The organism is Paenibacillus sp. LHD-117 (assembly GCF_030929555.1).
Taxonomy (GTDB): domain Bacteria; phylum Bacillota; class Bacilli; order Paenibacillales; family Paenibacillaceae; genus Pristimantibacillus.
In genome coordinates, this window is sequence record NZ_JAVFVT010000047.1 from 37,450 (window position 1) to 62,219 (window position 24,770).

The window sequence follows — 24,770 nt, forward strand, 5'->3', positions numbered from 1 at the left end:
GTAGAACGCCTTACTGCCTTTTGGGAAGCCGAATTGTAAAGGCGGCACCTTCACGGTTCTCGGCCGAAATTTCCCCGCCGTGGGCTGCTACCAACTCTTTGACGATGGTTAACCCCAGGCCGCTGCCGCCGGTCTTCCGATTGCGGGACTTATCCGCCCGGTAAAATCGCTCAAACACATAGGGCAAGTCCTCCTGTGGGATTCCCGTTCCCGTATCCTGAACTCGGACCCAAACATGCCCGCTGTCTTCACTCCCCTCAATTCGCACTTCTCCGTGTTCAGGAGTAAATTTCAGAGCGTTGCTAAGCAGATTAACAAGCACCTGAATCATGCGATCATGGTCGACAAAAACATGAATAGGAGGACTTACTGAATACTGTAGATGAACGTTTTTTTCACGATAGGCAGCAGCAACCAGTTCTACGCCTCTCTCAATGATAGCCGCCAACGATTCTACTTTTCGCACCAATTGAAAACCGGGGGACTCCACATGCGTCAGGTCTTCCAATTCGGCCACTAGCTGTGTCAATCGTTCGATTTCTTCGTAGCAAGAATGGATGCGCTCCGGCGTAGGCTCCCAAATCCCGTCCTCCAGGGCGCGCATATGGCTTTTGAGTGTGGCCAAAGGGGTTCGCAGCTCATGGGCGATGTCTTCGGTCATCGTGACGCGCAGTTGCTCATGCTGCTGCAACTGCTCCGCCAGTGTATTTAGCGATGCGCCCAAGTCTGCAAGCTCATCCTTCCCTTGAATATCCACTCTCGTACTCCATTCCCCGTCCGTCATGCGCTCTGCGACTCGCGTCATATGAACGAGAGGAGCCGAAATTCGTTTGGCAACATAAAAACCGAGAAATACGGCAAGTACAATCGCAACTAAACACGTCCAGATGATCGTTTGTATCATCGCTTGTTCCAAATGATCATTCAGTTCGGGTAATTCGTGCGTCATGCCGGCTTGCGCTTGATACAAGGAGAAATGATAATGTGTCGTCAAAATGACGCTAATGGTTGAAATCAGGACAATGCCGGCAGCAATCCCGATAATAATCAGAGCCAAACGGGTATGCAGACGCTTATTCATGTTGTTCCTCCTGCAAACCGATAGCCGGTTCCATACACCGTCACAATATATTTTGGGGACTTGGGGTCGCCCTCTATTTTTTGCCGGATATTTTTTACATGCTGATCGATCGTTCGGCTATCGCCATCAAAATCATAGCCAAGAACGCGTTCCACAAGCTCGTCTCGTGAAAAGTGACGCTGCGGATGCTTAGCCAGGACAAGCAGCAGCTTATATTCATTCGGAGTTAGGTTCACCGGTTGGTCGTCACGGAATACTTGCTGCTTTAACGAATCAATAATAAGTTCACCTTGATTAAAGGCCAGTCGATCCGCAAGCAAATGATACTCGTCCGTACGCCGCAGGATTGCCCGTACCCTAGCCACTACTTCGCGTGGGTCAAAGGGCTTGATCAAGTAATCATCGGCCCCCATGGATAACCCCTTAATCCGATTGTTCTCGGAAACCTTGGCGGTAAGCATCAAAATCGGAACAGAATGGATTTGACGAATCGCTTGGCAAACCTGCTCGCCCTCCATATCCGGAAGCATAAGGTCCAGGATGACAAAATCAATCGATTCGTTTTGCACGCGCCGAATGGCCTCGCTGCCCGTTTCGGCTTCAACGGCCTGAAAGCCGTCTCTTTTCAAGTAGGATACAACCACATCTCGAATTTTCGATTCATCATCGACGACCAATATCGTTTTCATGACCATCCTCCGCGAATAACGCTTCTACGTATCACTCTACCCATGACTTATGTAGAACTGATGTAGATGCAAAGATGCCGTCCAGAAACAACAAAAGGGCGACCCGAATCAGTCCCCTTTTCGTCTATATTATTCATCAGCCGGTTGAATTCAACTGATCTCCCATGACGGCAAAAACAACCATGACCGGTACTTTCCCCACCGCAGTGGCCATAATAAAACTTCCAAAGGACATTCGGAAGAGGGCCGCCCCGATATTGACGATAACCGCGGGGACAAATGGCAGCAGGCGAGCCAGTATGACCGCAAAGAACGCATTACGCTCCAGAAGGAAGATAAAACGTTCTGCTCCTTTCAACGATGCCATGAGCTGACGGCTTCGTTCCTGAAAAATCAACCGAACCGCACAAAAGGTCAAGGCTGCCGCGACGGTTGAAGTGGCCACATTGATCAAACTGCCCCAGACAGGCCCATACGCCGCACCGATGATTCCGGCTACAATCCCAAAAGGAACGACCGGAATCATCGCAAGAAGGACGGCAGCCCCGATCATCCATGGAAGACGCTCCACACCTCCAAGAGAGAGCCATGAAAGCAGAGGCTCCTTGTAAACGATGACGGCGGCGATCACAACCCCATAAAGAAGAACAACCAACCCTTTTTTAATCATGTTTCCCTTCCGTAACGAGTTTGCTTATTTCATTTAAGTTCTCGGCAAAACCGACAAACACCTTGTCATGAATAACGATAGTTGGTACGACCTGCTTTCCTGTCAGCTCCAGCACTTCTTTCGCATATTCGATATTATCTTCACAATTGTAGTCAACATAGGGAACTTGATGCTCATTGAAATATCGCTTGGCAAAGTGGCAGTCGCTGCAGGTCGGGATCGTGTAAATTTTGATCGGTTTCTTTGGATCGATTTGAGACATGGAAGTTCACTCCTTTACGCGACGATTTCTTTCAACTGCTCCATTGTGATCCGATCCACAAATTTGCTGAACTTCTCTTTTCCTTTCGCTTGTTGCTTGTAGAAATCAATAAGCGTAGATACAACCGGAACAAGCCGTTCCTCCGTTATGCCGGAGACAAGCAGCCGTCCGGTCGCAGCTTTGATGCCTTTAGGCTCTCCTCCAACGTAAATATCGAACGTATCCCGCATTTTGACGACAGCGATATCTTTTAGCAGCGGCTCGCTTGTGCCCAGTGCACAACCTGCGTAGCCCACCTTCAGCGGCGTGGGCGTCGCGTTTCCAGCAATCGCCCGATTCAAGATGCGTGCCGTCTCCAGACCGGCTACTTCCGCGCCTTTGCAGAAGTTGCAGGCGATCAAGCTCTTGGTCGCAAACCCGGCCGGGTACACCTCCAGGCCGGCGTGCTCCAGCTCTTTCTGAATGATTTCTCGCTTATCAAGAGACACTTCCACGTAAAGCTGCTTGAACGAGGTCATTTCAATTTTGGCGTCTGAACCGGCGACCGTACCGATCTTAGCAAGCTGATCTGGCGTAAAGAGGCTTCCCCCGACTTGAATGGCAGGCGATACCGCCAATTTCGTCTTTTCTCCCATGATCATTCTCCTCCTCGTTTCTGTTATTTCACATCGACGACGAAGGGGACGGTGAAGACCTCGCCATTGTGCTGAAATTGTCCCCAAATTTTGAACGTGCCGCTTTGCGGAAAAGAAGTCGCGAATTTCGCATCCGGTCCGGTTGCTTTCTCATCGATCGGATGAACATGAAGATACTGATTCGCATCTTCCGAAAGAATCACGACATGTCCGACCGCGCCCAAATAAGGCTGTAGGTTATCGATCCCCTTCTTCGTCTTCGCGTCGCGAATGTTGAAGGTCAACGTCACGTCTTCTTTAGGCTTGATGGCGCTCATAGCCAACTCGATTTCCTTTCCATCGACTTCTTTCACCAGCTTCGCATCAGCTGCAATCGCGGAATGCTTGGCTTCCTTGCCTTCCACCTTCACCCACTCGCTGAGCGTTATTTTGGCCCCGCCAGTCGGAATGAAGTCCGCAAACACTTTGTACTCTCCGCCCGCCGGGAACGACGTATTCACCGTAAAAGTGCCGTCTCCCTTAAACTCCGGGTGAATGTGGTTAAAGAATGATAAATCATGATTGACGATAATGAGATGAAGTAGCTTCTCGTGATTGACTTCATATTTATTGACCGGTTTCCCGTCCTTATCTGTCACTTGGATGGTCAATTCCGTTTCTTCATTTGCTTTTGCGGCGCCTGCGGGGAAGGCAAATGATGCTTGAAGATTCTCCAATTGTCCTGCTGGCTTTTCGGCGTTCTCTTGCCCGCTGCTCTCCCCATGACCGGCATGGTTATTTCCGCCTGCGGGTTTCTCTTCCCCTGCTTTGCCGCATGCGGCCAATACGCTTAACGCAATCGCCGCCGCAGCGACGAGGATGATTTTCTTCTTCATGTATTATATCAACTCCATTTCATTACGATTTCGAGGATACAGAGCGAACCTTGATACGCTGCAACCGCAAAGCATTAAGAACGACGGATACCGAACTGAGCGCCATCGCCGCGCCCGCAACCCAAGGGGCCAGCAGTCCAATCGCGGCAATCGGAATGCCGAGCGTGTTGTAGCCGAGCGCCCAGAATAGATTTTGCCGGATATTGCTCATCGTCTTGCGGCTCATGTAGATCGCATCCGGAATGCTCGTCAGATCGCCGCGCATCAGGGTGACGTCGGCGGCCTCCATGGCCACGTCCGTACCGGTACCGATCGCCATACCGATATCTGCCATTGCCAGCGCGGGGGCGTCATTGATACCGTCGCCAACCATCGCCACTTTCTTGCCCTGCGCTTGCAGCTTCTTCACTTCTTCCGCTTTGCCTTCCGGAAGCACTTCGGCGCGAACATGATCGATGCCGACTTGCCTCGCAATCGCCCGTGCGGTTCGTTCATTGTCACCGGTGATCATGATGACCTCAATGCCCATTTCTTTCAGCCGAGTCACAGCCTCTTTCGACGTTTCTTTAATCGTATCGGCAACTGCGACGAGACCCGCATACGTTCCGTCAACCGCGATCAGCATCGCCGTTTTTCCATCTTCTTCAAGCTGTGTCATCCTCTCAAACGCCTGCTCCGCCGAAACGTCATATTTCGCCATTAGCTTGCGCGTACCGGCCAGAACTTCTTTGCCTTCGACGATGGCGCGGATCCCAAACCCCGGAATCGCCTCGAACTGTTCCGTTGCCGGCAGTTCAATGCCTCTGGCCCTGATTCCGGCAACGATCGCTTCCGCAAGCGGATGCTCGGAGTCCTTCTCGGCAGCGCCAACCAAGCGTAGAAATGTCTGTTCGTCCATATGTGCGACGGCAACATCCGTAAGTTCCGGTTTACCTTTCGTTACGGTGCCGGTTTTGTCAAGAATGATCGCATCGATCTTGTGCGTGGATTCCAGATGCTCCCCGCCTTTGAATAGCACGCCAAGCTCCGCGGCGCGGCCGGATCCCGCCATAATCGATGTCGGTGTAGCAAGCCCCAGTGCGCACGGGCAGGCGATGACCAGGATCGCAATTCCTTTCTCCAGCGCATTTGCGAAATCGCCGGGGGTCACCCAGAAGTACCAAACGAGAAACGCGGCAATCGCAATCCCTACGACGATCGGCACGAAGATCCCGGAAATGACATCCGCTACCCGTTGAATCGGCGCTTTCGAGCCTTGCGCTTCTTCCACGACCTTAATGATTTGGGCAAGCGCGGTTTCCTTACCGACTTTGGTCGCTTTCAATCTCAATCTGCCGTTTTTGTTGACGGTAGCACCGATCACGCTGTCTCCGGCTTTTTTCTCAACCGGGATGCTTTCGCCGGTCAACATCGATTCATCGACCGAAGAGCTGCCTTCCAGCACTTCACCATCCACCGGAATCTTCTCCCCCGGTTTCACCACCACGATATCGCCGGCAAGTACGTCCTCGACCGGTATCGTCATTTCCTGTCCGTCCCGAACAACGAGAGCCGTTTTCGCTTGAAGGCCCATCAGCGTCTTGATCGCTTCGGATGTGCGGCCTTTTGCCAACGATTCGAACAGCTTCCCGAGAATAACGAGGGTGATGAGGACCGCGCTCGTTTCGTAATACATCGATGGACCATGATGCGCCATGCTGCCCATCGATGCCCATTCAATGGTTAAGTACAAGCTGTAGAAGTACGCAGCCGACGTTCCGAGCGAGACGAGTACGTCCATATTGGCGCTTTTATTGCGCAGTGCTTTGAATGCACCCACATAGAACTGTTTGCCAATGTAAAATTGAACGGGTGTAGCGAGCGCCAATTGAAACCACGGATTCATGAAGAGTTCCGGCATCCAGATCCAGGATAAGAACGAAAAGTGGCTGACCATGGACCAGAGCAGCGGCAGCGAAAGAACGGCGGAGATGAGCAGTTTCCGCTTCAGTTGCGAAATGGCTCTCGCGCGATGCTCCGCAGGATTGGCTTCGTCTTGCTTCGGTATCGCTTTATAGCCCAGCTTTTCCACGCGCTGCTTCATATCGGCGATAGATACATCGGCCGCGTTGTATTCAACCCGTGCGGTTTCCATCGCAAAGTTAACGGAGGCGTTCGTGACGCCAGGCAATTTGCCAAGGCCTTTCTCGATCTTATTCGCGCAAGCCGCGCAGGTCATGCCTTCCAATTTGAAATCAACAACTTCTTTGGCCGTACCATAGCCGAGTTTCTGAATGCTTTGTTCCATTTGCACGAGATTTACTTTTTTCGGATCGTACGTAACCGTCGCCCGTTCCAGGGCAAAGTTCACGTTCGCTTCCGTCACGCCTTCGAGTTTACTGAGCCCCTTCTCAATTCGGTTTGCGCACGCGGCGCATGTCATACCAGTTAATTGCAGGGATGTTTGCTCCGTTTCCAGTCTGGCTGCTTCCATCACGAACACCTCGTTTCTTTTCCGATTCGTTACACTACGTCGTATCCTTGTTCTTCAATGGCTTCCTTAATGGCAGCGAGAGTCAGTTGGCTTTCATCGTACGCTACAGCTACTGTTCCTCCCGAGAGATCGACTTTGCCGCTTGCCCCGATTGTTTTCAAAGCTCCTTCAATCGAATTAACACAGTGTCCGCATGACATGCCTTCAACTTTCAACGTTACATTTTTCATGGATTCATTTCTCCTTTAACTATTTATTGGTTTTTTATTGCATCAGCTTTTGAATGGTTTGCAGCAGCTCATCACACACTCTTTAAGATGTTTTTAGTATACCCCCCTACAGTATAATAGTCAATACAAATTTTACGTTACCCCCCAACCCTATATTTAACCCCGAACAAAAAGGATTCTTACGAATCCCAGGCCATTCCTTATTTCATAAGCTTATTGATGGTGACGAGGAGCTCGTCGATCACTTCGTTCTCTCCATCTTGAATACGCTCGATCACACAACTCTTCATATGGTGCTCCAAAAGAAGTTTTCCTACACCGTTCAATGCGGACTGGACCGATGAAATTTGATTTAGCACATCGTCGCAGTAAGTATCCTTCTCAATCAAACCTTTAAGCCCCCGAACCTGACCTTCGATTCGGTTGAGGCGGCTTATCAAATTGTTTTTCGTCTTTTCCGAATGGTGACTTTGCCGCCCGTTCGTGCCGCATGAATCGTGGGTAGGCGTTTGGACATCATCTTGCGTAAGTTCCTCCATCCAAATCACTCCTTTCTCTCTATTGTACTATAGCCCCCCTACCCTATACAAAGAAACAAATTTGAAGAACCAACCACTTGCGAATTGCGGCAATTCACCTACTCCCTGTATCAAACCGAAGAGTAGTCCAAAAACAAAACCACACCCGTTTATAGGTGTGGTCCCTTGTGCATCCCTCGCAAGCCAAGCCTTACTCCTTCACGGCGCCAAGCATAATACCGGATACGAAGTACTTTTGCAGGAAAGGATATACGATCAGCATCGGCACCATCGCGATAAACACCTTGGCCGAATTCAGCGTCCGGTTAGATAGCTCCGACAGCTTCTTGTACTGCTCGGGGGTCAGATTGGTGCCGACCGGAATGTTCACGACAAGCTGCTGAATATAGGTTTGGAGCGGATAGTTAGCGGAGGTGTTGCTCAGCACCAATCCGTTGAAGAACTCGTTCCAGTGATAGACGCTTAGGAACAACGCTACTGCGGCAAGCACGGGGATCGAGCATGGGATATAGACCCGGAACAACACCGACCATGGTCCCGCGCCGTCGACGACGGCCGCCTCGTTCAGCTCCTTCGGCAAGTTGCGGAAGAAATTCATGATCAGGATGACGTCGAACACCGGCACTCCTCCGCCAAGCACCAACGCCCAGATCGTATCGATCATTTGATAGTTTTGAATGGTGAGATACCACGGGATCAATCCCCCGTTGAACAGCATACAGAACACAAGAATCCACATGAACACATTGCGCGCCTTGAAGTCCTTCTTCGGCCGCGCCAGCGGATAAGCCATCAATACCGTCAGCAACAAGCCGAGCGACGTGCCAAGCACGGTGCGCTGGATGGAAATCCAGAACGAGTTGAAAAACATTTTGTCGCCGATGATTTCCTTATAAGGCTCCAAGGAGAACCCGATCGGATACAGGGTGACGAGACCCGCGTTCGCGGCCGCCTTGTCGGAGATCGATACGCAGAAGGTGTACCACAGCGGGTAGACGCAGCTGACGAGCAGAAGACCGAGGACGATGATATTGACGATATCGAACGTTCGCGAGCCTAACGTTATATTTCTGACCAATTCAGCGCCCTCCTCTTAGAATATAGTGTAATCGGCATAACGGTATGCTAGTCGATAGGAAATGTAAATCAGTACAAAACTAATGACCGACTTGAACAACCCTGCCGCCGTCGCGAGCGAGAATTGGAGATTTTGCAGGCCCAGCCGGTATACCCATGTGTCCAAAATATCGCCGGTGGAATACACAAGCGGATTATAAAGGTTGTAAACTTGGTCGAAGCCGGCGTTCAACACGTTGCCGAGACTAAGGACGCCAAGCAGGACAACCGTTGTCGTCAATGCCGGAAGCGTGACGTGCCGGATTAACTGCCACCGGTTCGCGCCATCTATGGCGGCTGCCTCGTATAGATTGGGATTTACGCCCGTCAGCGCCGCAAGATAAATAATCGCGTTAAAGCCGAATTCCTTCCACACGTCGGTGCCGATGATTAACTGCCGGAAGATGCCCGCATCCGCCATGAACAGCTGGGGATCGGTGCCGAAGTAACCCAGAACCGTATTCACGACCCCGTAATAGCCGAAAATCCCGATGACGATCGTGGACATGATGACCCACGACAGAAAGTGCGGCAGGTAGACAATCGTCTGCACCAGCTTCTTGTAGCGAAGGCTGCGCAGCTCGTTCAGCAGAATGGCAAACACGAGCGGAACGATCAAGTTCAGCACGATCTTGCCGATCGCGATGATGAAGGTATTCGCAATGACCGTCTTGCTATCGTTCAGCTGGAACATGTACTTGAAGTTTTCGAGTCCGACCCACTCGGATTTGAGCAGTCCCGCTCCCGGATTGTAGTTCTGGAATGCCATCACAATGCCGAACATCGGCACGATGCTGAATAGGACAAGCCAGACCATACCCGGCAGTAGCATGAGGTAATAATGCTTCTGATGGCCCAATTTCCTCATTGCGGCTAACCTCCCTTCCCTCTTGCAAACCAAGCCTCTGCGGAAGGCACTATGATGCAGTGCCTTCCCCAGCTTGATGAAGTCTTACTTCTTCAAGAGCTCCGCGACTTCCGCCGTAATTTCGTCCCCGCCTTGCGCCTTCCAGTCCTTCACGAACTTGTCGAAGGAATCGATCGACGCCTGGCCAAGGATGATCTTCAGCACGGTCTCGTCTTCCATCTTCTTCAGGTTGGCCCATTTCGTTTCCATCGTCTCGGTCTGGTTATAGGTCACGCTATACACCTTCTTGTCGATCGGAACCGTCGAGAACGGACGATCGCCGATCATGAGGGAGTAGAGACGCTGGAAGTCGCCGAAGTTCGCCGTATTGAAGTTGCTGACATTCAAATCGTCGAAAGGAGGCTTGATGACGTCCTTCACCTTCTTCGCGTCCGCGTACATCAGTTTGTACAAGCTGTTAGGCTTGTTGTAATCCTCCGGATCGGCTTCGCCCTTTAGCACCTTCATCAGCTCGGTATACTCGTACTCCGTCTCGTTGGCCGCCGCCATGACGTTGCGAAGCGGATACCAGCCCACGGCAACCGACAAATCAAAGGTCGCTTCGTCGCGCACAAGAGCATTGTTCATGATGAGGATGGCTTTGACGACATCCGGCTTGGCGTTTTTGCTAATCAAGGTGTAGCTGCTGCCCGTCGTCTTCATATGCGTATTCCACTTGCCATCGTCGGTATAGACCGGATAAGCTTGCCAGTTCGCCGTCGGATCGTTTTTGAAGGAATCCCCGTTTCCGTAGCCGCCGCTCCACCATGGGCCGAAGAAGATGCCCGCCTGATTGGCATTGATCGGATCCCCTACGTTGTCGCGAGTGCCCACCTCGGGATCGATCAATCCTTTTTGGTACCAGTCGGCCAGCAGGGCCAGCGTTTGCTTCGTATTCTCCGACGTCGTTCCGTAAGATACCGTCCCGTCGCCGTTATCGAGCCAGTAACCCGGATAAGCGTCCATCGCGCCGAAGATCGGATCGAAACCTCCCAGATTGTTGGAGGACAAGAGGAACGTGGAGTAAGGGAACGTATTTTTGGAAGGTCCGGCGATGCCGATCGTTTTGTCTCCGCCCAGCTTGTTGTCCTTGAACGCTTGCGCGGCCTTCTCGATATCCGCCATCGTCTTCGGAACCGGCAGACTCAGCTTGTCGAGCCAATCCTTGCGGATCCACATGACGTGAACGCCATCGGTATCCACCGTAATGTTCGGAAGGGATACCATCTTGCCCTCGTAGCTGGCGTTCTCCATGGCGCGGCCGTCGGTGCTTGCCATAATGTCTCTTACCTGCGAGGATTGGTACTGCTCGAACAGATCGGTAATATCGTACAGCAGCCCCGAGCTGGCCGCTTTGGTCATGAAGGAGCGGTCATCGACGACCATGCCGTCAGGCAGCTTGCCCGACGCGATCGTCAAGCTTACCTTTTGTTTGAAATCGTTGCCGGTCGCCGCGGTCCAATCGACAATGACGTTGATGTTGTACTTTTCTTTCAGATAGCGCGTGTACTGGTTATTGCTGACGCTGTCGCCCTCCGGCAGCGTTTTGTCCGTCGGATCGACCACCATGCCGATGTGGACGTCGACGGGCTCCGGAAATTTGGAGAAGGCCAGGTCGTCACCCGAGAGCGCCGGACTTTCCGTGCCGGCGTCCGGACTTGGAGACGCTTTCAAGTCATTCGGCGAGTTATTGGAAGACGTACATGCCGTGACGCTTAAGCCGATTAATGCAATGGATAGCAGCTTTGCCATGTTCTTTTTCATCTTACCCCTCCTAGACAATGATTGTGATTGGTTGCGTTTTCATGATTTTATTGTACAGGGGGAACGGCGAAAAAAAGTCGGACGGTTGCACCGTGTTTTGGTGATGAAAGTAACGCCAAGGTAGACATTTGTTCGATCGGCTGTAATCATTCCCCCCCCTTATGCTGGGCACGAAATTCGGAAGGCAAGAGACGGGTCTGCTCATAGAAGAGGTGGGAAAAGTATTTGGAGTCGTTATAGCCTACGGCATGGGCCACCCACGCGATCGACTGATTCGTCTCGCAAAGCAGCCGTTCGGCGGCTCTGATCCGCTCCTGCCTTAAGTAATCGTTATACGTCGAGCCGGTCAGCTTCTTGAAGCATTGGCTGAAGTAGCTTCTGCTCATGTGCACGTGATCGGCAACGTCCTCGGCGTGCAGCGTAGTCGAGGCTTGCTCGCGAATGAACAGCACGGCTTTCAAGATGCTGTTCGTCGTGTTGGTAAAGTCGGCGGATGCCGCCACCTGCGCATACACGCGGTTTCGGTAGTCGCGCAGCCAATCCACCGCCTGCCGGACGTCGGTCGCGTCGGAACGGAGCTCCGCAGGAAGCAGCAGCTCGGTCTCCAGCTGCGACAGCACGCGTATGAACAGCCCTTCCAGTCGGCGGAAGGACACCTTGGCGTCCACGGTCTGCTTGCATAGGCGCTGGAAGACCGATTCATTATAGAGCCAGTAGTGGGAGCGCCATTCCCGCTCCAGGCCGCTCCATTCTTCTTCTTCCCGAGAGCAGCTAGTCGGCTCGGAGACAAGCGGAGGGGACGTCGACGACACGAGAGGATCGGCCGTGCGAATCGGCGTTTCGCCCGTCATTTGCTGCTGAATCCGCCTCAGTATTTGTTCGTCGTCCTCCGATTCCAGACGCACCTTGGAGAGGTAATCGAGAACGCCCATCCGGTAAGCCGTCTGCACGTTCTCGAATTCCTCGTGGAAGGATAAAATCACGGAGCGCAAGGACGGGAATCGTTGCCTCGCCACTTGTAGCAGCTCCATCCCCGACATGACGGGCATCGAGAGATCCACGAACATGAGGTCCACCTCGTGCCGCTCCATAAACTCCAGCGCCTTCGCGCCGTTCGCCGCTTCACCCACGACGACCATATCGTGATTGGACCAGGGCATCATCGAAATCAGGCCTTTGCGCGCAAGCTTGTCGTCGTCGACAATCAATACTCGAATCATACCGCTCTCTCCTTTCCATGATGGACAATAGGAAGCTCTAACGTCACCGTCGTGCCTTGATTCTGCGTGCTTTCGATCCCCATCCGGGCTTTAGGGCCATAAAAGGATTCCAGCATGGAGCGAACGTAACGAAGCCCGATCCCCCAGCCTGTCTGCTGTTGGTCCGGTGTGTCGCGCTGCAGCAGGGCCAGCGTCTCCCGGCTTAAGCCTTTGCCGTCATCGCGGATCGCGATGCGCACGAGCCCCGCCGTTTCATCCGGCGTAATGCGGATATCCAGCTTGCCGTTATCGTCAAGACCGTGACAGATGGCATTCTCCACGATGGGCTGCAGAATGAACCTCGCGACTGGACAGTCGAGATACGTCCCTTCCGCGATGTCCAGGTTGACTTCAAAATCATGCCGCATTTGCTGCAGCTCCAAATACGCGCGCATGACCTCGATCTCCGACTGGAAGGTAGCCGTCTCCTGCGATTTGCCTAAATTATAACTGAGCAAAAAGATTAACGACGTCACGAATTTCTCAATCTCCGCCTGCTTGTGCATGACCGCCAGCCAGCGGACCGAGTTGAGCGTATTCATGAGAAAATGCGGGTTGATCTGGTAGGCAAGCTTCTCGATCTCCAGCTGATGCCGGCGCTTCTCCTTGTGCTCCACGTCCAGAATCAGCTGTTGAATTTGCCGCTTCATCACATTAAACTGTCCGAATATGCGGTCAAATTCATCAATCCCCGTATGATATTGCCGGGTGCCCATGAAACCCTTGCCGAACGTCCTCATTTCGTTCTCGATCAATCGAAACGGCCGGTTAATGAGACGCCTCAAGACCAGCGTGAGCATAACCATCATCAGGAGGGCAACGGCGAGTATCCAGTACATATGATTTTTCCACGTGTAGAGCTCATGATTGTAGTAAGAGACGGGAAGAAGCAGCGTGACGTCGTAGCCGTAATCGCCTTTCATCCGGTTCCATACGTAATCATCCGTCATGCCGGATGAACCGCTAAGCACGAGGTGCTCCCCGGCACTATAAGCCGTCGGATTGCTGCTATAAGTCACGAGGCCCGCCGTATCCGTAAACACTAGCATATAAGGCATATTCAAGTTTTCTGTAAGCGAATTCATTTCTTTCGTGATGTCATTCTTAGCTTCCACATACACGACCAATTGCGTGCCATCCGAAAATTGAACCTCCCGCGTGACCGACACCACCAGATCGTCGCAGAACCGGCATAACGATTTGTGCGGAGACTGGTACTTCAGCTCCCGCATGCCGGCGACGTTGGGCAAGGCTTGCAGCTTGAAGTCCCCGCGCAGCGGCAGATTCGAATACGAAGCTTGTCCACTTCCGGGATCATAGTACATGACCAACTGCATCGCCGGGTTCGAAAACGTAATTAAGCCGATATTATAGGAAATATCGCGAGAGATGAGACTCTGCTTATAATTGTCCGCGGTCGATACATACGACTCCATCAAATGACCCACCGTGCCCTCCGGCGTCATCTGCTGGGTAACTTGGAGCAGGTTATTATACATTTGATTCAGCTTGGCCGTTTGCTGGTACAGATCAACTGCCATTGAAGCTTTGATCTTATCATGCTGCATCGTGTAGATCGCATTGTAGGAGACGGACGCCATTAAGATGGCACATCCCACAAAGCCAATAGTCAGAAACACCATAATTCGTTTGCGAAGAGAGGAGAAAACAAACCGATTTCGAAGCATATACAAGTAGCCTATCTTCTTACGAGCTGTTCTAGTAGATTTAATAAAGCGATTGCCGAGCACCTCCACCACCTCACAACAAGTATGTCTTCATATTTTTCTTCAAACTGGGTATGAAAGAAACCACACTCGCTTACAAAGCTCGGTTCCCGATACTATCACTTTATCACACATAAAATTGGCCTGCAGCAGCTTCGCGTCGATTAACGTTATGAACATCCGGAGGCTGTTTTGCCCGTCCGGCAGGCGCCACACCTCCTCCATGAACAGAGAACAAAACAAAAGAGACACCGCTTTAGGTGTCCCTTTCGATTTATCATGATCGTTTTTCCAGTAACAACTTGAGTCTTTTCAAGTCCTTGTTGTTGGCATTCTTCATCATCAAAGACATAAAAGGAGAAAATAACATCGAGAATCCGGAAGGATTGCCTTTGTTTCGTAAAGTCATCCTAGTTGAATGACCGTCCACCGGCTCCCAGGTGTATGTCGTTTCCATCGGAAAGGGGCCATCCGCCGTTTTCATTACTAATTTTCTCCCCGGTGCATACTCGACGAATTGATACACATAGGAAAGCTGTTTTCCAAGGAAGGCAGCTTTAAATGCAACTTTGGAGCCAACCTCGATCCGTTTTGGCGTCTGCCATTCTGCCGAGTCAATATTGACATACCATTCTGGCGCGTTGTCGGGGTTAGCAGCATATTCCGAAACTTTATCACAAGGACAATGTATGATTATTTCTGTTAAAACATCCACCATTTCTTTATCCCTCCATGAAAATGAAAAGCGCGCATAAAAGCTGCGCGCCGCTTCACTTAAGCTAATCGTTTATCTATATCGTTGCACTCTTCTTTATGCACCAGCCTTCATCTGTTCATCTTTGTTCATGAGCCATTGCTCCAGCATATCAACAGTCATGCTCTTCAGCATGTCCGAGTGATCTTGAATGGCGTGATGCCACATGGCTGCTTCAACTTTATATTTGTTATCGTCCGTTACTTTAAATCCGCATGCGCAAGATAATGTATTCATTCGATTGATGCTCTCCTTTAACTAGGTTTATTATTTATTACATTAATGCATAGCTCGTTCAGACCACGGATCAATGCCAGGATCTTGGCCCTGCGCTATCGATTGCAGGCGTGGCATGTAATGGGTCCAGCCTTGTACATGCGAGGCGACTTCCGTTGCAGGCAGGTCGTAATGCGTCAAAACCAAGAGAGTTCCGTTATCTTTGGGGGTTAATCTAAATTCAACGGTACTGGATCCAGGAGGCACCACCTTCGATTTCTCCCAACCCCATGTCATGACAACTTTCTCATTCGGGATAATGACCTTATATTCACCCATCGCAATGTCACTCCCGTTAACGTCAATGCGATATTTGCCGCCGATACTCGGATCGAGCAATACGTGGCGCCCCATCCAACGAACTAATTTATCAGGATCGGTAAGAAACGGGAACAAGGTCTCCGGTCGGCATTCGATAAAAATTTCTTTCGTGATCGTGTCACTATTGCTTGTTGAAGTCATGTTTTTTCCTTTCCTCCTCTTCCGCTGCTTCCTTCAAGCGCATTAAGCTGTCATCCCAGAAGCTCTCGATGTATTGCATCAATTCGGCAAACCCTTCCCTCCTAATGCCGTAGTATCGTTTGGTGCCTGCTCGCCTCACAACGACGAGCCCGGCTTCTTCCAGGATTTTAAGATGCTGCGATATTGCCGGTGCTGAAATGTCAAAGTGCGACGCAATAGCGCTAGAGGTCAGTTCCCCATTACGGACGAGATGTAAAATATCTCTGCGCCTTGGCTCCGTTATGGCTTGAATGGCTTTATCGATCATGCCTTTAATTTAGCACACACTTAATTAAGTGTCAACTTAAATAAACGTATTGCACAATGACTTTATTTTTCCTAGTCTGACCTGGCGTCATTCAAAAAACTGCTTTATCCAGGCAATTGAAAAACCCGACCTGATACGGTCGGGTTTCTCATGTTTGGTGGAGGCGAACCGTGGCTATGCAAAGCCACAATTCGCCAAGTATTTGAGTGTATGCGCGATTTCAACAGCTTTCTTGATCTCTTGATGTTATCCCCTATCGATTTCAATTCCAATCAAGCGATTCCTCTCTAAGTGTTCACTCTGATTTATCTCCCGCAAGGAGGTTCTCCTCCATTAAGCTGCAATTCAAGAACAGCTTTTCGACACTGTTTAAAGAGGCTTGTACCGAAGCGATCTGATTCAGCACATCATTATAATAGATATCTTTCTCAATCATGCTTTTAATACCGCGAATCTGTCCCTCGATCCGATTTAACCGGTCAGCTAAACTACTATTGGATCTATCGGAATAATGGCCCTTACGTTCACCTTCTTCATGAGAGCAGCAGCCCATATCCTGATCCATATGTTGTTCCAAGTGTACTGTCACTTCGCTCATAGGATCTCCTCCTCTCATTCTGGAACTCGAGTCATTGATTACATGGCTGCCGTGTTATCTGCCTGCCCCTGCTTGGGTGAACGGATAAACAAGAATGCTAGCACCGCACCTGCAAAAGCTACAATACCTGACCACAAGAACGCTTGTTGAAAACCTTCGTTCAATTGAGCGGCCGGGTCAGCACCTGTTTGCGAAGCGGTAGCAGCTCCCGCTATCGCAACCATAATGGCCAGACTGATAGCTGAGCCAATCTGATAGCTCGTATTGGCAAGACCCGATGCAAGCCCTGCTTCTTCCGGTTTGGCACCCGACATAGCGGACATGGTAGCCGGAATATAAGCAAGTGACATCCCAAGGGCGCCGAGTAAGGAAGCTGGAAGAACGTTAACAATAAAGTTTCCATCAACTGGCGTATTTCCAGCGAACAGAAGCATCGAACCTCCAAGCGCAATCAATCCAATGACCAAGTTGGCCTTCATGCCGAACTTTCCGATTAATTTTCCGGTAATCAAGATCATGAAGATAGCAATCAGGATCGTCATCGGCAACAGGCCTACCCCGCCGGCGAAAGCAGAAAACTGTAATACTTGCTGCATGTAGAGATTTAGGAAATACCATAGAGGAATCCATCCTCCGGATAACATAATAAGCGCGATATTACCGGCGGCCAGATTCGGCGCTTTAAAAATCTTCAGCGGGACAAGCGGCTCCTTTTTAACAGCCTGAATGATCAGGAAAAGGATAGACAACACAGCACCCGAGATAAGCGTCCATAACGTGGACGACGCCCCCCACCCGTTATGTTCTGCAGTTACAATACCATATACTATCAATACCAATGCCGCTGTTACGAAGACGGAGCCAATCAAGTCGATGCTGCCCTTCCTCCGTACTCCCTTAGCCAAAAGCCCCGGCGATAAGAGCAATGCGACAATCCCGACCGGAACATTTATGAGAAATGTCCACTGCCAACTGAGCCACTCGGTAATGACACCGCCCAGAAACACACCTGCTGACCCGCCTGCAGCAGCTGATGCCCCCCAGAAGCCCAATGCTTTACCTAATTCTTTGGGATTGCCGCTGAAAAGCATCATAACAATCGTTAACGCGGAAGGCGCAATGAATGCGGAGCCGAGTCCCTGCAGAGCGCGGCCAACATTTAGCGATTCCTCGTTCCAAGCCAGCCCTGCCAATAAAGAAGCTAACGTAAGAATAAAAAATCCCCACATGAATATTCGCCGCTGACCATATAGATCAGACAATCGCCCTCCTAATAACAACAAACCGCCAAAGAAAATGACATAAGCATTAAAAACCCACTGCAAACTTGCTTGCGTATAGCCGAGTGCTTCTTTGATAGCTGGCAAAGCAACACCGATTATGGAAGTGTCCATGATCACCATAAAATTAGCTAAGCATAATAACGCAAGAGCTCTCCAACGCTTCGGATCTGCTTGCGGAATTTCCAGAGCTTGAATCCTTTGATTCTTCATCATTATTTCCTCCTCGACAAACAACATTTTTTTCTGGATCATTCTCAATCCTACCGTCTGAAAAGTAGTCCATCCTATCCTTGAGTTCTTCTTAGTTTGCATGAATATAGTATACCCCTGTATCCTATATTGTCAACAAGGATTTATACACCTTTTAGATGGATCGTGCGAATTATCGATGATTGGGGGTTAGGAAGAGCCGGCATTTTCACTTTAAAGCCATCCGCTTCCAGGGCCTGCCTGAAAACCGAGTACCACACCGCCTACGGGTTGGCGGTAAAGGTGTGTGCAAAAACGATTTCTTTTTTGCTTATTTTGATTCTCTTCATGACGCATCCTTCTTCCCCGACAATTTGTTAAAAAGGGGCTATCCCTTGAATCAACTTTAACATGCGATTTATACTGTAGGCAGAAGGATTTATAACTAGTATAAAAACTACCAGGTTAGGAGCATCGTGGATAATTATGCAGACCAATCTGAATCGAAAAGCAATGGGGGACTTTTTAAAAGCTCGCAGAGAAAGTCTTTCACCAGAGCAACTTGGTCTTCCTAAAGGATATACACGTAGAAGGACGCCGGGACTCCGTCGTGAAGAAGTTGCTCAACTCGCCGATCTAAGTACAACTTGGTACACTTGGCTGGAGCAGGGAAGGGACGTAGCCACATCGCCCGATGTACTGGAACGGCTTTCAACAGCGCTGCAGTTGACAAATGCTGAGCGTGAATACTTATACCTGTTAGCAGGGAGATACTCCGGGGCGCCGCTCGATTTATCCGAATACAATTTTTCACCAGCCTTTTTGAACCTGGTCACGAATACCCCCTATCCCTTCTTTGTTACTGGTCCTGAAAACCGGTTAATTGCCTGGAATGAGTCTGCCTGTGCTATAATGACGGATTTTTCTTTGATACCATTAGAGGACAGACAGATGATGAGGCTGTTCTGCATGCACCCTGCATTCCGAACGAGGATCGTGAACTGGGAGCAGTCAGTCAAAACGGCGCTGTCTTTTTACAGAAAGGTGTATGACCGTTCGGCCGATCAATATTGGTATACCAGCCTTATTGAAAATCTGAAAGTGCAGAGCAAGGAGTTTGCCGAGTGGTGGCCTCTTCACGAAGTGGCATATAGGAATGGAATAACAATGGAGATTCAGCACCCGTCCATGGGACGTTTACATTTTGAAATCATTTCATTTTCCCCAGTTAACAATCTCGAAAACCTAATGTGTTGCATTTATATGCCTATACCGGGTTCACAGACTTCTGAAAAGCTTGCAGCGTGGATGAAGCCTACATAATACAGCTCGCAATGGGCATCTGTTGATGTCTGTATTCTAACGAATAAACAATAGTCACAAATTAATGTCTCTTCTACCGAACAGTTCGAGGCGAACCGTGGCTGTGCAAAACCACAATTCGCCGGAGTGTGCAGTTCGAAAGCCTTCCAAGATTGCCTGAGGTGATTCATTATCTCCCGTGGCCATAATGCTGACGGCGGTCATCGAAACGTCGATTCCTTCGAGGAAGATCGCCCCTCATAGCACGAGCAACAGCCCCCACGATACTTTATTGCTCGTACTTCTCAGCATTTGAAACATCGCCTTTTAGCTGTAAATAATGTAGTCCCAGATCATATGCTTGCTTTAGCAACTTCTCCAAATGTCCCTGCTTAGCATCAAGGGTGTCATACAAGATCTCAACCTTGGAATTTGATATTCCAGCGTAACTAGCCATGCCCACATTCAGGTGATGAGCGAGCATCTTGTCGTAGTTTCTTTTCTCAAAATGCTCTAATGAAGCACCGGCGAGTCCAAGCCACAATACCTGGTCATGATGAAGCCTACTGGATCCGTATGCAAAACCATTGTTCCATACGCGGTCGATATACCCTTTTAGCATGGCTGGTACACTGTACCACCAAATCGGGAAAATATAGGCCAGTGCGTCGAACTGCTTCATTCGCTTGATTTCCGTCTCAACTTCAGGTGAATAGCTTTTATGATCAGTTGACCAGTCCGGCTCGTCTTCTTCCCACAAGACAGGATCAAACCCGCTCCGGTGCAAATCCAACATCTCCGTTTCATGTCCAGCATCTTGAAGGCCTTGTACAAAACGGTCTGCGATCGCAAAAGTGAAAGAATTTATTCTCGGATGGGCTACAACGGTTAATACTTTCATCCTGATATCCCTGCTTTCCTTATTTTAGTGAGCAATGAACGTTCATGAATGATCAAAGATTCGTACGCCGAACTGCTCGAAACGTGCGATAGCCGCATCCACTGGCACCAGCGTCTCAGGCAGATATATTCCACCCGCTGCGGCGGGATTGCCGTCCAAACCAAGAATACGCTCAATTGAGACTAATACGCCGAGGGCCGTAAGGTGCGCTTGGCCCTTCGGATCGGATACGACCGTTCGGCGCGTGGCCCGTTTGCCCGATTTCAGAATGCCTTCAATCTCTATATAAAGATCTTGGGAGGCTTGATTTCCAGCACGAGTCCCAATGGATTCACCCTGTATGAAATCAAACCGAACATTTGGCGCGCCAGTGGCAGCCGCTAAGCTGGGTACATCGAGCAGTCCCATCGGAAGTCCCTCTAATGTGCTTCCATCGGAAAGCTGAACATCTATCGGGCGTTGACTCGCTTCGATCCAGACCCATTTGCCGCCTTCTCGAATAAGTGCCCGACCAATGAAGCCCTCCGAATCGCCAACCGTCATCGGCCCCATCTGTTCACGATCATCGTAGAGACCTGCCAATTTAATCGAATGGATCTGCTTGAAGTCTTCAGCTGTTTTCAGTGCAACGAGCGTCATGACCCCGGATTGCGAATGACCTAGCGGGACAATCGGACGCTTCGGAGGTATCCTCAGCGTAGCAAAGGTAAAAGGTGCAACTTCGTCGGCAAGCTTTGTTATGCCGATATGGGCAATTCCCTGCTCCAAGGCGAGCCCGATCAAGATGTCGGCAGGATCCTGCAAAGCAGAGACGATGAGATCAATCTCCCCCAGATTGTCTAATCCATGATTATTCTCCAAGTCCAAGTGTGCTGTTTTGGCGTTCCCAAGTTCTTTGGCAAGCGCGATGCCTCGTTCCGGATTTCGTCCTGCAAACACGATTTCTACATCCTTGTTGATTTTACGGACATGTTTGGCAATGGCGCTGCCGACAATGCCGTATCCTCCGGCGATTAATAAGCGTTGTGTCATTTAGTTTCCCTCCACTATTTAAGTTTGAATGCTGGTATATGGAGATTATGTTCCATATGTTAACATTAGGGAAGAACGCACTTTATTGTGCTATTAACACCGAATGGTGACATAGGTACCGAAAAGTACCTATATTTTTGATAAGATTTCAGTCATCGACAGGAGGAGAATCCATGGAAATACAACCGAAGAACACATACAACATCCCGGCAGAAGCCACGCTCGACGTCCTCGGTGGGAAGTGGAAAACACTGATTCTATGCCACTTGTCCTATGGTCCCAAACGAACGAATGAGCTTAAGAAAGCAATGCCCGGCATTACGCAAAAAATGTTAACGCAGCAACTTAGAGAATTGGAGGACGACGGAATAATCTTCAGGACCGTTTACAATCAAGTACCGCCAAAAGTAGTCTATGAAATGACTGAAATAGGAGAGTCGCTTAAAGCGATTTTGGATCAGCTATGCGAGTGGGGAGAAAAATTCATTCAGGGGCAATTTCACCGAAGCTAGACCTATAGAACGCCAAGACGGAGGAAAAGCAAAGATCCACAACCTCATGCGGTTGTGGATTTACATGGTGTTGTCACGGTTTTGATGTCACCCGAGCAACGCCCCTATGAATCATCTGTCGACAGAATGTTCGTTTAAAATGTTTGCTGTAATCTCCAATGAATGAATTCCTTTTGCAATATCTACGATAAATTCCACTGCATATTTACGTTCCATTTTTAGATGTTTTCCATTCAACATAAGGAATGATTTTGTAACTAGATAGGCTGTCCGTTTATTGCCATTGTGGAAGCAATGATTCTTCACCAGAGACTCTAGAAGGGCAGCGGCTTTGTCAAATAAATTGGGATAAGCATCTTCTCCAAAAACACTTTGCTGAGGTCTATGTACCGCAGATTCCAGCAAGCCGTGATCCTTCACACCCGCTTGGTCTGCGTCGTTCATTTTCTTCATCATGAAGTAGTGGGCAGAAACAACCTCTTCTTTGGATAGGAATGTTGTCATTTCATCTATCCCTCAAATCCTCAAGGATACCTTCATCTTCTTCAAATACGTCAAAGAACGCTTCAAGAACTTCTGGTCTTACATTATCGGGGAGTTGAACTTGCCGAACCTTTTTCAATACCACTTCACCACGATCATTTTCAATAAATTCAATCTCATCGCCTTGTGAGACATTCAATTTTTCAGCCAGGCTTTTTGGCAAGCTTACTCCCAAGCTGTTGCCCATTCTTCCGATTTTGCGAGAATAACGCTTCATATTCTGCTTATCATTTGTCACTTTGATCACACCATTCATATTCATTCTCCTTCCTATATTATGATCGGCCTTCGACCAGTTATACCTTGTAATTGTTATAACTTTTATAACGTATGTACATTTTATCAAAATTCTCAACGCTTATAAAGCAAAAACCCGACCTGATCCGGTCGGGTTTCTCATGTTTGGTGGAGGCGAGGGGATTTGAACCCCTGTCCCGCACTTTCCACTATATTCGCGTTAGTTTATTAAATCCCAGGAAGCCTTATCCTATATGGTTTCCTGGAATTCCAAATGTTACGCAATCCCGGACTGTTTTACCCGTGTTTAGTACTTGTCACAGCGTTTGACTACATCATGTCTACACATTTCGGACAGGATATCTTATCAAAATTCGGGATGAATTAATGTGATTTGCGAAATATTATTGCGTATTCAAATAATGTCGCAGCTCTTCTTGATCTTGCACGGGATTCAAATATTTCAACCCAAAAACCTCAGCTACCTGCTTAAAATCTTTATTATTATTGCTGACCAACACAGAACCCGTTATCAATGCTGTCGCTGCTATCAGTGCATCCGGCAGTTTAATTTTCTTTCCGTATTCGTAATCCAGTCTTGAGCGTATTGTAGCTGCTTTTCTTGCAATCGTCCGATTCACATCGAGCACTTGATCAGAATCGTCAACAAATTCCTGTATACCTAGCCGCAATTCACGGTTAACATGGTTTTCCCCCACTGAAAGCAACTCTGCCTCCGTAATAGTGGACAACACAACAACTCATGAGCAGTATCTTCACCATATAACTGCTGCAGAAAATGGACTACAGGCGGATACTGCCTAAAGTAATAAATGCAAATGTTGGTATCTAACAGAAAACTGCTCACAACCGGCTCCCCTCCCGGTCATCTTCACCGTCCCTTTCAGCTATCGCTTGGAACTCTTTTTTTACCGAATCAGGCGCATTTTTCAAGATGCCTGCTGTTTTCTCCAGCATTCTCATCCTACGTGCTTTCTTTGCCCCTTGATCCGTATTATTGTTTTTTTCCAAGCGAATCACCATCCCGTGATCAATCTCATCGATCTTCATATTCACATACTCATGAGAGTCAATTAGTTTTTGAAATTCCGGTACGAACAGTGAATGATCCTTGATTTGTTTCATTGGCGATCACCTCACAATTACTTTATTTCATTATAACAGAGGTCGAAGTATACTAACAGCGTAGACATGCCCAGTATACTGTAAACGCAGCCCCGACAACTGCTGATGCACTTGAAACCCGTGTAATCTTTTTTTTCATGTAAATAGCAATGTTCATGCTGGAATTTTTTCTCAACTGAAATGAAAACAGCAATAACCACAACCTCACACGGTTGTGGTTTTTACAGGCGAGGGGATTATTGATATCCCGATTAAATTGCTTACGATGTCTATCACCGATGACAACCATTGCGGTAGATATCAATGCCGTGCTCGTCCATGTAGCAGCACGTAGAAGCTTCATCCATTCCCTGCGCGCGGTTGAACCCCTATCCTCTTCGGGCCTAATGTACTTCAACCCGGCCTCCACCAAATGAAAAACCCGACCTCTCGCGGTCGGGTTTTTCATTTGGTGGAGGCGAGGGAATTTGAACTCTAGTCCTTGATTCTTTGAGGCTTGTTGAATAATGTTATCAAATCCCGTAAAGCTTTACGACGTGCTACTTATTAGATGGTGTTAATCTGATTTATCGCTGATTATATCATTTTACAGCTTTTGTCTACACCGTGTCTATAAATTCGGACAGGACTTTCGGATAAAATACGCTACATAATAGCAAGTTTATTCGAATCAAATTTCCAATGAGGCTTTTGAATTGTCAAGTTTATAATCCTTATAAACACATCTACTGTAAATCCAGGTCACTCATAACTTTCCAAGTTCTCAAGTAGTTTCACAAAACACTGCCGAAGCAGAGGCCAATAACTATTCATAGATCGCCCTGATACGAATAACTGCACTGCATCGCTTTTCTTTCCCCTTGCACACTTACCCTATATTCACATGACTTATGCAGTTCATTCCAAGTGATGGAAACCGATTAATAGTCATAGAAATGTAAGCTAAAAAACGGAAAACCCCTTGACTTTTGGAAATCACCCCAATAATCGCGAAGAATACC

The 24,770-nt window shown here is 49.0% G+C and carries 28 protein-coding genes; 2 read left to right on the forward strand and 26 right to left on the reverse strand.

Annotated elements, in window-relative coordinates:
* Window positions 1–10: 10 nt before the first annotated feature.
* From RB620_RS26935 to RB620_RS27030, 20 genes are all read right to left on the reverse strand, one after another.
* Window positions 11–1,081, reverse strand: coding sequence for a sensor histidine kinase (locus RB620_RS26935; RefSeq protein WP_308099810.1), 1,071 nt, complete (start codon window positions 1,079–1,081; stop codon window positions 11–13).
* Complete coding sequence (locus RB620_RS26940; RefSeq protein ID WP_308099812.1) at window positions 1,078–1,770, reverse strand: response regulator transcription factor; 693 nt, start codon at window positions 1,768–1,770, stop codon at window positions 1,078–1,080. Before RB620_RS26940 ends, RB620_RS26935 begins: the two co-directional genes overlap by 4 nt.
* Before the next feature lie 136 nt (window positions 1,771–1,906).
* On the reverse strand, window positions 1,907–2,440 hold the full coding sequence (locus RB620_RS26945; RefSeq protein WP_308099814.1) for a TVP38/TMEM64 family protein: 534 nt from the start codon (window positions 2,438–2,440) through the stop codon (window positions 1,907–1,909).
* Entirely contained in the window at window positions 2,433–2,702 is a 270-nt protein-coding gene (locus RB620_RS26950) for a glutaredoxin family protein (protein ID WP_308099816.1), read from the reverse strand. Before RB620_RS26950 ends, RB620_RS26945 begins: the two co-directional genes overlap by 8 nt.
* Window positions 2,703–2,716: 14 nt before the next feature.
* On the reverse strand, window positions 2,717–3,337 hold the full coding sequence (locus RB620_RS26955; protein WP_308099817.1) for a nitrite reductase: 621 nt from the start codon (window positions 3,335–3,337) through the stop codon (window positions 2,717–2,719).
* A 23-nt stretch (window positions 3,338–3,360) separates the two neighbouring features.
* The gene (locus RB620_RS26960) at window positions 3,361–4,212 is read right to left on the reverse strand and encodes a hypothetical protein (protein ID WP_308099818.1); all 852 of its coding nucleotides are present in this window, start codon (window positions 4,210–4,212) and stop codon (window positions 3,361–3,363) included.
* Window positions 4,213–4,234: 22 nt separating this feature from the next.
* A complete protein-coding gene (locus tag RB620_RS26965; RefSeq protein ID WP_308099819.1) occupies window positions 4,235–6,685 on the reverse strand; it encodes a heavy metal translocating P-type ATPase in 2,451 nt (816 codons plus the stop codon).
* A 29-nt stretch (window positions 6,686–6,714) separates the two neighbouring features.
* Window positions 6,715–6,915 carry a cation transporter gene (locus RB620_RS26970; protein ID WP_308099821.1) on the reverse strand — a complete coding sequence of 67 codons (201 nt, stop codon included), beginning with the start codon at window positions 6,913–6,915 and terminating at the stop codon, window positions 6,715–6,717.
* A 200-nt stretch (window positions 6,916–7,115) separates the two neighbouring features.
* The gene (locus RB620_RS26975; protein ID WP_308099822.1) at window positions 7,116–7,454 is read right to left on the reverse strand and encodes a metal-sensitive transcriptional regulator; all 339 of its coding nucleotides are present in this window, start codon (window positions 7,452–7,454) and stop codon (window positions 7,116–7,118) included.
* A 190-nt stretch (window positions 7,455–7,644) separates the two neighbouring features.
* Window positions 7,645–8,532, reverse strand: coding sequence for a carbohydrate ABC transporter permease (locus RB620_RS26980; RefSeq protein WP_308099824.1), 888 nt, complete (start codon window positions 8,530–8,532; stop codon window positions 7,645–7,647).
* 15 nt (window positions 8,533–8,547) lie between these two features.
* Window positions 8,548–9,438, reverse strand: a complete 891-nt coding sequence (locus tag RB620_RS26985; RefSeq protein WP_308099826.1) for an ABC transporter permease — start codon at window positions 9,436–9,438, stop codon at window positions 8,548–8,550.
* Window positions 9,439–9,522: 84 nt separating this feature from the next.
* Window positions 9,523–11,241: an extracellular solute-binding protein gene (locus RB620_RS26990; RefSeq protein ID WP_308099827.1), complete on the reverse strand. Its 1,719-nt coding sequence runs from the start codon at window positions 11,239–11,241 to the stop codon at window positions 9,523–9,525.
* A 146-nt stretch (window positions 11,242–11,387) separates the two neighbouring features.
* Complete coding sequence (locus RB620_RS26995; RefSeq protein ID WP_308099829.1) at window positions 11,388–12,461, reverse strand: response regulator; 1,074 nt, start codon at window positions 12,459–12,461, stop codon at window positions 11,388–11,390.
* A complete protein-coding gene (locus RB620_RS27000; protein WP_308099831.1) occupies window positions 12,458–14,101 on the reverse strand; it encodes a sensor histidine kinase in 1,644 nt (547 codons plus the stop codon). Before RB620_RS27000 ends, RB620_RS26995 begins: the two co-directional genes overlap by 4 nt.
* Before the next feature lie 403 nt (window positions 14,102–14,504).
* Window positions 14,505–14,945, reverse strand: coding sequence for an SRPBCC family protein (locus tag RB620_RS27005; protein ID WP_308099833.1), 441 nt, complete (start codon window positions 14,943–14,945; stop codon window positions 14,505–14,507).
* 93 nt (window positions 14,946–15,038) lie between these two features.
* The gene (locus RB620_RS27010; protein ID WP_308099835.1) at window positions 15,039–15,218 is read right to left on the reverse strand and encodes a hypothetical protein; all 180 of its coding nucleotides are present in this window, start codon (window positions 15,216–15,218) and stop codon (window positions 15,039–15,041) included.
* Window positions 15,219–15,260: 42 nt separating this feature from the next.
* Window positions 15,261–15,719: an SRPBCC family protein gene (locus RB620_RS27015; protein ID WP_308099837.1), complete on the reverse strand. Its 459-nt coding sequence runs from the start codon at window positions 15,717–15,719 to the stop codon at window positions 15,261–15,263.
* The gene (locus RB620_RS27020) at window positions 15,700–16,026 is read right to left on the reverse strand and encodes an ArsR/SmtB family transcription factor (RefSeq protein ID WP_308099839.1); all 327 of its coding nucleotides are present in this window, start codon (window positions 16,024–16,026) and stop codon (window positions 15,700–15,702) included. The genes RB620_RS27015 and RB620_RS27020 overlap by 20 nt, the downstream gene beginning before the upstream one ends.
* Before the next feature lie 295 nt (window positions 16,027–16,321).
* Window positions 16,322–16,624 carry a metal-sensing transcriptional repressor gene (locus tag RB620_RS27025; protein WP_374121468.1) on the reverse strand — a complete coding sequence of 101 codons (303 nt, stop codon included), beginning with the start codon at window positions 16,622–16,624 and terminating at the stop codon, window positions 16,322–16,324.
* 38 nt (window positions 16,625–16,662) lie between these two features.
* Complete coding sequence (locus RB620_RS27030) at window positions 16,663–18,219, reverse strand: MFS transporter (RefSeq protein WP_308099841.1); 1,557 nt, start codon at window positions 18,217–18,219, stop codon at window positions 16,663–16,665.
* 363 nt (window positions 18,220–18,582) lie between these two features.
* On the opposite strand from RB620_RS27030, the gene RB620_RS27035 reads away from it, so the two are divergent.
* On the forward strand, window positions 18,583–19,419 hold the full coding sequence (locus tag RB620_RS27035; protein ID WP_308099843.1) for a helix-turn-helix transcriptional regulator: 837 nt from the start codon (window positions 18,583–18,585) through the stop codon (window positions 19,417–19,419).
* 268 nt (window positions 19,420–19,687) lie between these two features.
* Here RB620_RS27035 and RB620_RS27040 read toward each other — a convergent pair whose 3' ends face one another.
* Both RB620_RS27040 and RB620_RS27045 read right to left on the reverse strand, forming a co-directional pair.
* The gene (locus RB620_RS27040) at window positions 19,688–20,299 is read right to left on the reverse strand and encodes an NAD(P)H oxidoreductase (protein ID WP_308099845.1); all 612 of its coding nucleotides are present in this window, start codon (window positions 20,297–20,299) and stop codon (window positions 19,688–19,690) included.
* A 42-nt stretch (window positions 20,300–20,341) separates the two neighbouring features.
* Window positions 20,342–21,331 (reverse strand): saccharopine dehydrogenase family protein, encoded by a 990-nt coding sequence (locus RB620_RS27045; protein ID WP_308099847.1) that lies wholly within the window; start codon window positions 21,329–21,331, stop codon window positions 20,342–20,344.
* A 173-nt stretch (window positions 21,332–21,504) separates the two neighbouring features.
* On the opposite strand from RB620_RS27045, the gene RB620_RS27050 reads away from it, so the two are divergent.
* Window positions 21,505–21,843, forward strand: a complete 339-nt coding sequence (locus tag RB620_RS27050) for a winged helix-turn-helix transcriptional regulator (RefSeq protein WP_308099849.1) — start codon at window positions 21,505–21,507, stop codon at window positions 21,841–21,843.
* 111 nt (window positions 21,844–21,954) lie between these two features.
* Here RB620_RS27050 and RB620_RS27055 read toward each other — a convergent pair whose 3' ends face one another.
* From RB620_RS27055 to RB620_RS27070, 4 genes are all read right to left on the reverse strand, one after another.
* The gene (locus RB620_RS27055; protein WP_308099851.1) at window positions 21,955–22,347 is read right to left on the reverse strand and encodes a type II toxin-antitoxin system death-on-curing family toxin; all 393 of its coding nucleotides are present in this window, start codon (window positions 22,345–22,347) and stop codon (window positions 21,955–21,957) included.
* A gap of 1 nt (window position 22,348) precedes the next feature.
* Window positions 22,349–22,642: an AbrB/MazE/SpoVT family DNA-binding domain-containing protein gene (locus RB620_RS27060; RefSeq protein WP_308099854.1), complete on the reverse strand. Its 294-nt coding sequence runs from the start codon at window positions 22,640–22,642 to the stop codon at window positions 22,349–22,351.
* Window positions 22,643–23,027: 385 nt separating this feature from the next.
* The gene (locus tag RB620_RS27065) at window positions 23,028–23,375 is read right to left on the reverse strand and encodes a type II toxin-antitoxin system VapC family toxin (RefSeq protein WP_308099856.1); all 348 of its coding nucleotides are present in this window, start codon (window positions 23,373–23,375) and stop codon (window positions 23,028–23,030) included.
* Window positions 23,376–23,487: 112 nt separating this feature from the next.
* Window positions 23,488–23,769 carry a hypothetical protein gene (locus tag RB620_RS27070; RefSeq protein ID WP_308099857.1) on the reverse strand — a complete coding sequence of 94 codons (282 nt, stop codon included), beginning with the start codon at window positions 23,767–23,769 and terminating at the stop codon, window positions 23,488–23,490.
* Window positions 23,770–24,770: the final 1,001 nt, after the last annotated feature.

Coding starts and splice junctions, on each gene's coding strand:
- RB620_RS26935 (WP_308099810.1), bottom strand. CDS start 1,081: ATGAATAAGCGTCTGCATACCCGTTTGGCTCTGATTATTATCGGGATT.
- RB620_RS26940 (WP_308099812.1), bottom strand. CDS start 1,770: ATGAAAACGATATTGGTCGTCGATGATGAATCGAAAATTCGAGATGTG.
- RB620_RS26945 (WP_308099814.1), bottom strand. CDS start 2,440: ATGATTAAAAAAGGGTTGGTTGTTCTTCTTTATGGGGTTGTGATCGCC.
- RB620_RS26950 (WP_308099816.1), bottom strand. CDS start 2,702: ATGTCTCAAATCGATCCAAAGAAACCGATCAAAATTTACACGATCCCG.
- RB620_RS26955 (WP_308099817.1), bottom strand. CDS start 3,337: ATGGGAGAAAAGACGAAATTGGCGGTATCGCCTGCCATTCAAGTCGGG.
- RB620_RS26960 (WP_308099818.1), bottom strand. CDS start 4,212: ATGAAGAAGAAAATCATCCTCGTCGCTGCGGCGGCGATTGCGTTAAGC.
- RB620_RS26965 (WP_308099819.1), bottom strand. CDS start 6,685: ATGGAAGCAGCCAGACTGGAAACGGAGCAAACATCCCTGCAATTAACT.
- RB620_RS26970 (WP_308099821.1), bottom strand. CDS start 6,915: ATGAAAAATGTAACGTTGAAAGTTGAAGGCATGTCATGCGGACACTGT.
- RB620_RS26975 (WP_308099822.1), bottom strand. CDS start 7,454: ATGGAGGAACTTACGCAAGATGATGTCCAAACGCCTACCCACGATTCA.
- RB620_RS26985 (WP_308099826.1), bottom strand. CDS start 9,438: ATGAGGAAATTGGGCCATCAGAAGCATTATTACCTCATGCTACTGCCG.
- RB620_RS26990 (WP_308099827.1), bottom strand. CDS start 11,241: ATGAAAAAGAACATGGCAAAGCTGCTATCCATTGCATTAATCGGCTTA.
- RB620_RS26995 (WP_308099829.1), bottom strand. CDS start 12,461: ATGATTCGAGTATTGATTGTCGACGACGACAAGCTTGCGCGCAAAGGC.
- RB620_RS27000 (WP_308099831.1), bottom strand. CDS start 14,101: ATGGCGTCCGTCTCCTACAATGCGATCTACACGATGCAGCATGATAAG.
- RB620_RS27005 (WP_308099833.1), bottom strand. CDS start 14,945: ATGGTGGATGTTTTAACAGAAATAATCATACATTGTCCTTGTGATAAA.
- RB620_RS27010 (WP_308099835.1), bottom strand. CDS start 15,218: ATGAATACATTATCTTGCGCATGCGGATTTAAAGTAACGGACGATAAC.
- RB620_RS27015 (WP_308099837.1), bottom strand. CDS start 15,719: ATGACTTCAACAAGCAATAGTGACACGATCACGAAAGAAATTTTTATC.
- RB620_RS27020 (WP_308099839.1), bottom strand. CDS start 16,026: ATGATCGATAAAGCCATTCAAGCCATAACGGAGCCAAGGCGCAGAGAT.
- RB620_RS27025 (WP_374121468.1), bottom strand. CDS start 16,624: ATGAGCGAAGTGACAGTACACTTGGAACAACATATGGATCAGGATATG.
- RB620_RS27030 (WP_308099841.1), bottom strand. CDS start 18,219: ATGCAAACTAAGAAGAACTCAAGGATAGGATGGACTACTTTTCAGACG.
- RB620_RS27035 (WP_308099843.1), top strand. CDS start 18,583: ATGCAGACCAATCTGAATCGAAAAGCAATGGGGGACTTTTTAAAAGCT.
- RB620_RS27040 (WP_308099845.1), bottom strand. CDS start 20,299: ATGAAAGTATTAACCGTTGTAGCCCATCCGAGAATAAATTCTTTCACT.
- RB620_RS27045 (WP_308099847.1), bottom strand. CDS start 21,331: ATGACACAACGCTTATTAATCGCCGGAGGATACGGCATTGTCGGCAGC.
- RB620_RS27050 (WP_308099849.1), top strand. CDS start 21,505: ATGGAAATACAACCGAAGAACACATACAACATCCCGGCAGAAGCCACG.
- RB620_RS27055 (WP_308099851.1), bottom strand. CDS start 22,347: ATGACAACATTCCTATCCAAAGAAGAGGTTGTTTCTGCCCACTACTTC.
- RB620_RS27060 (WP_308099854.1), bottom strand. CDS start 22,642: ATGAATGGTGTGATCAAAGTGACAAATGATAAGCAGAATATGAAGCGT.
- RB620_RS27070 (WP_308099857.1), bottom strand. CDS start 23,769: ATGAAACAAATCAAGGATCATTCACTGTTCGTACCGGAATTTCAAAAA.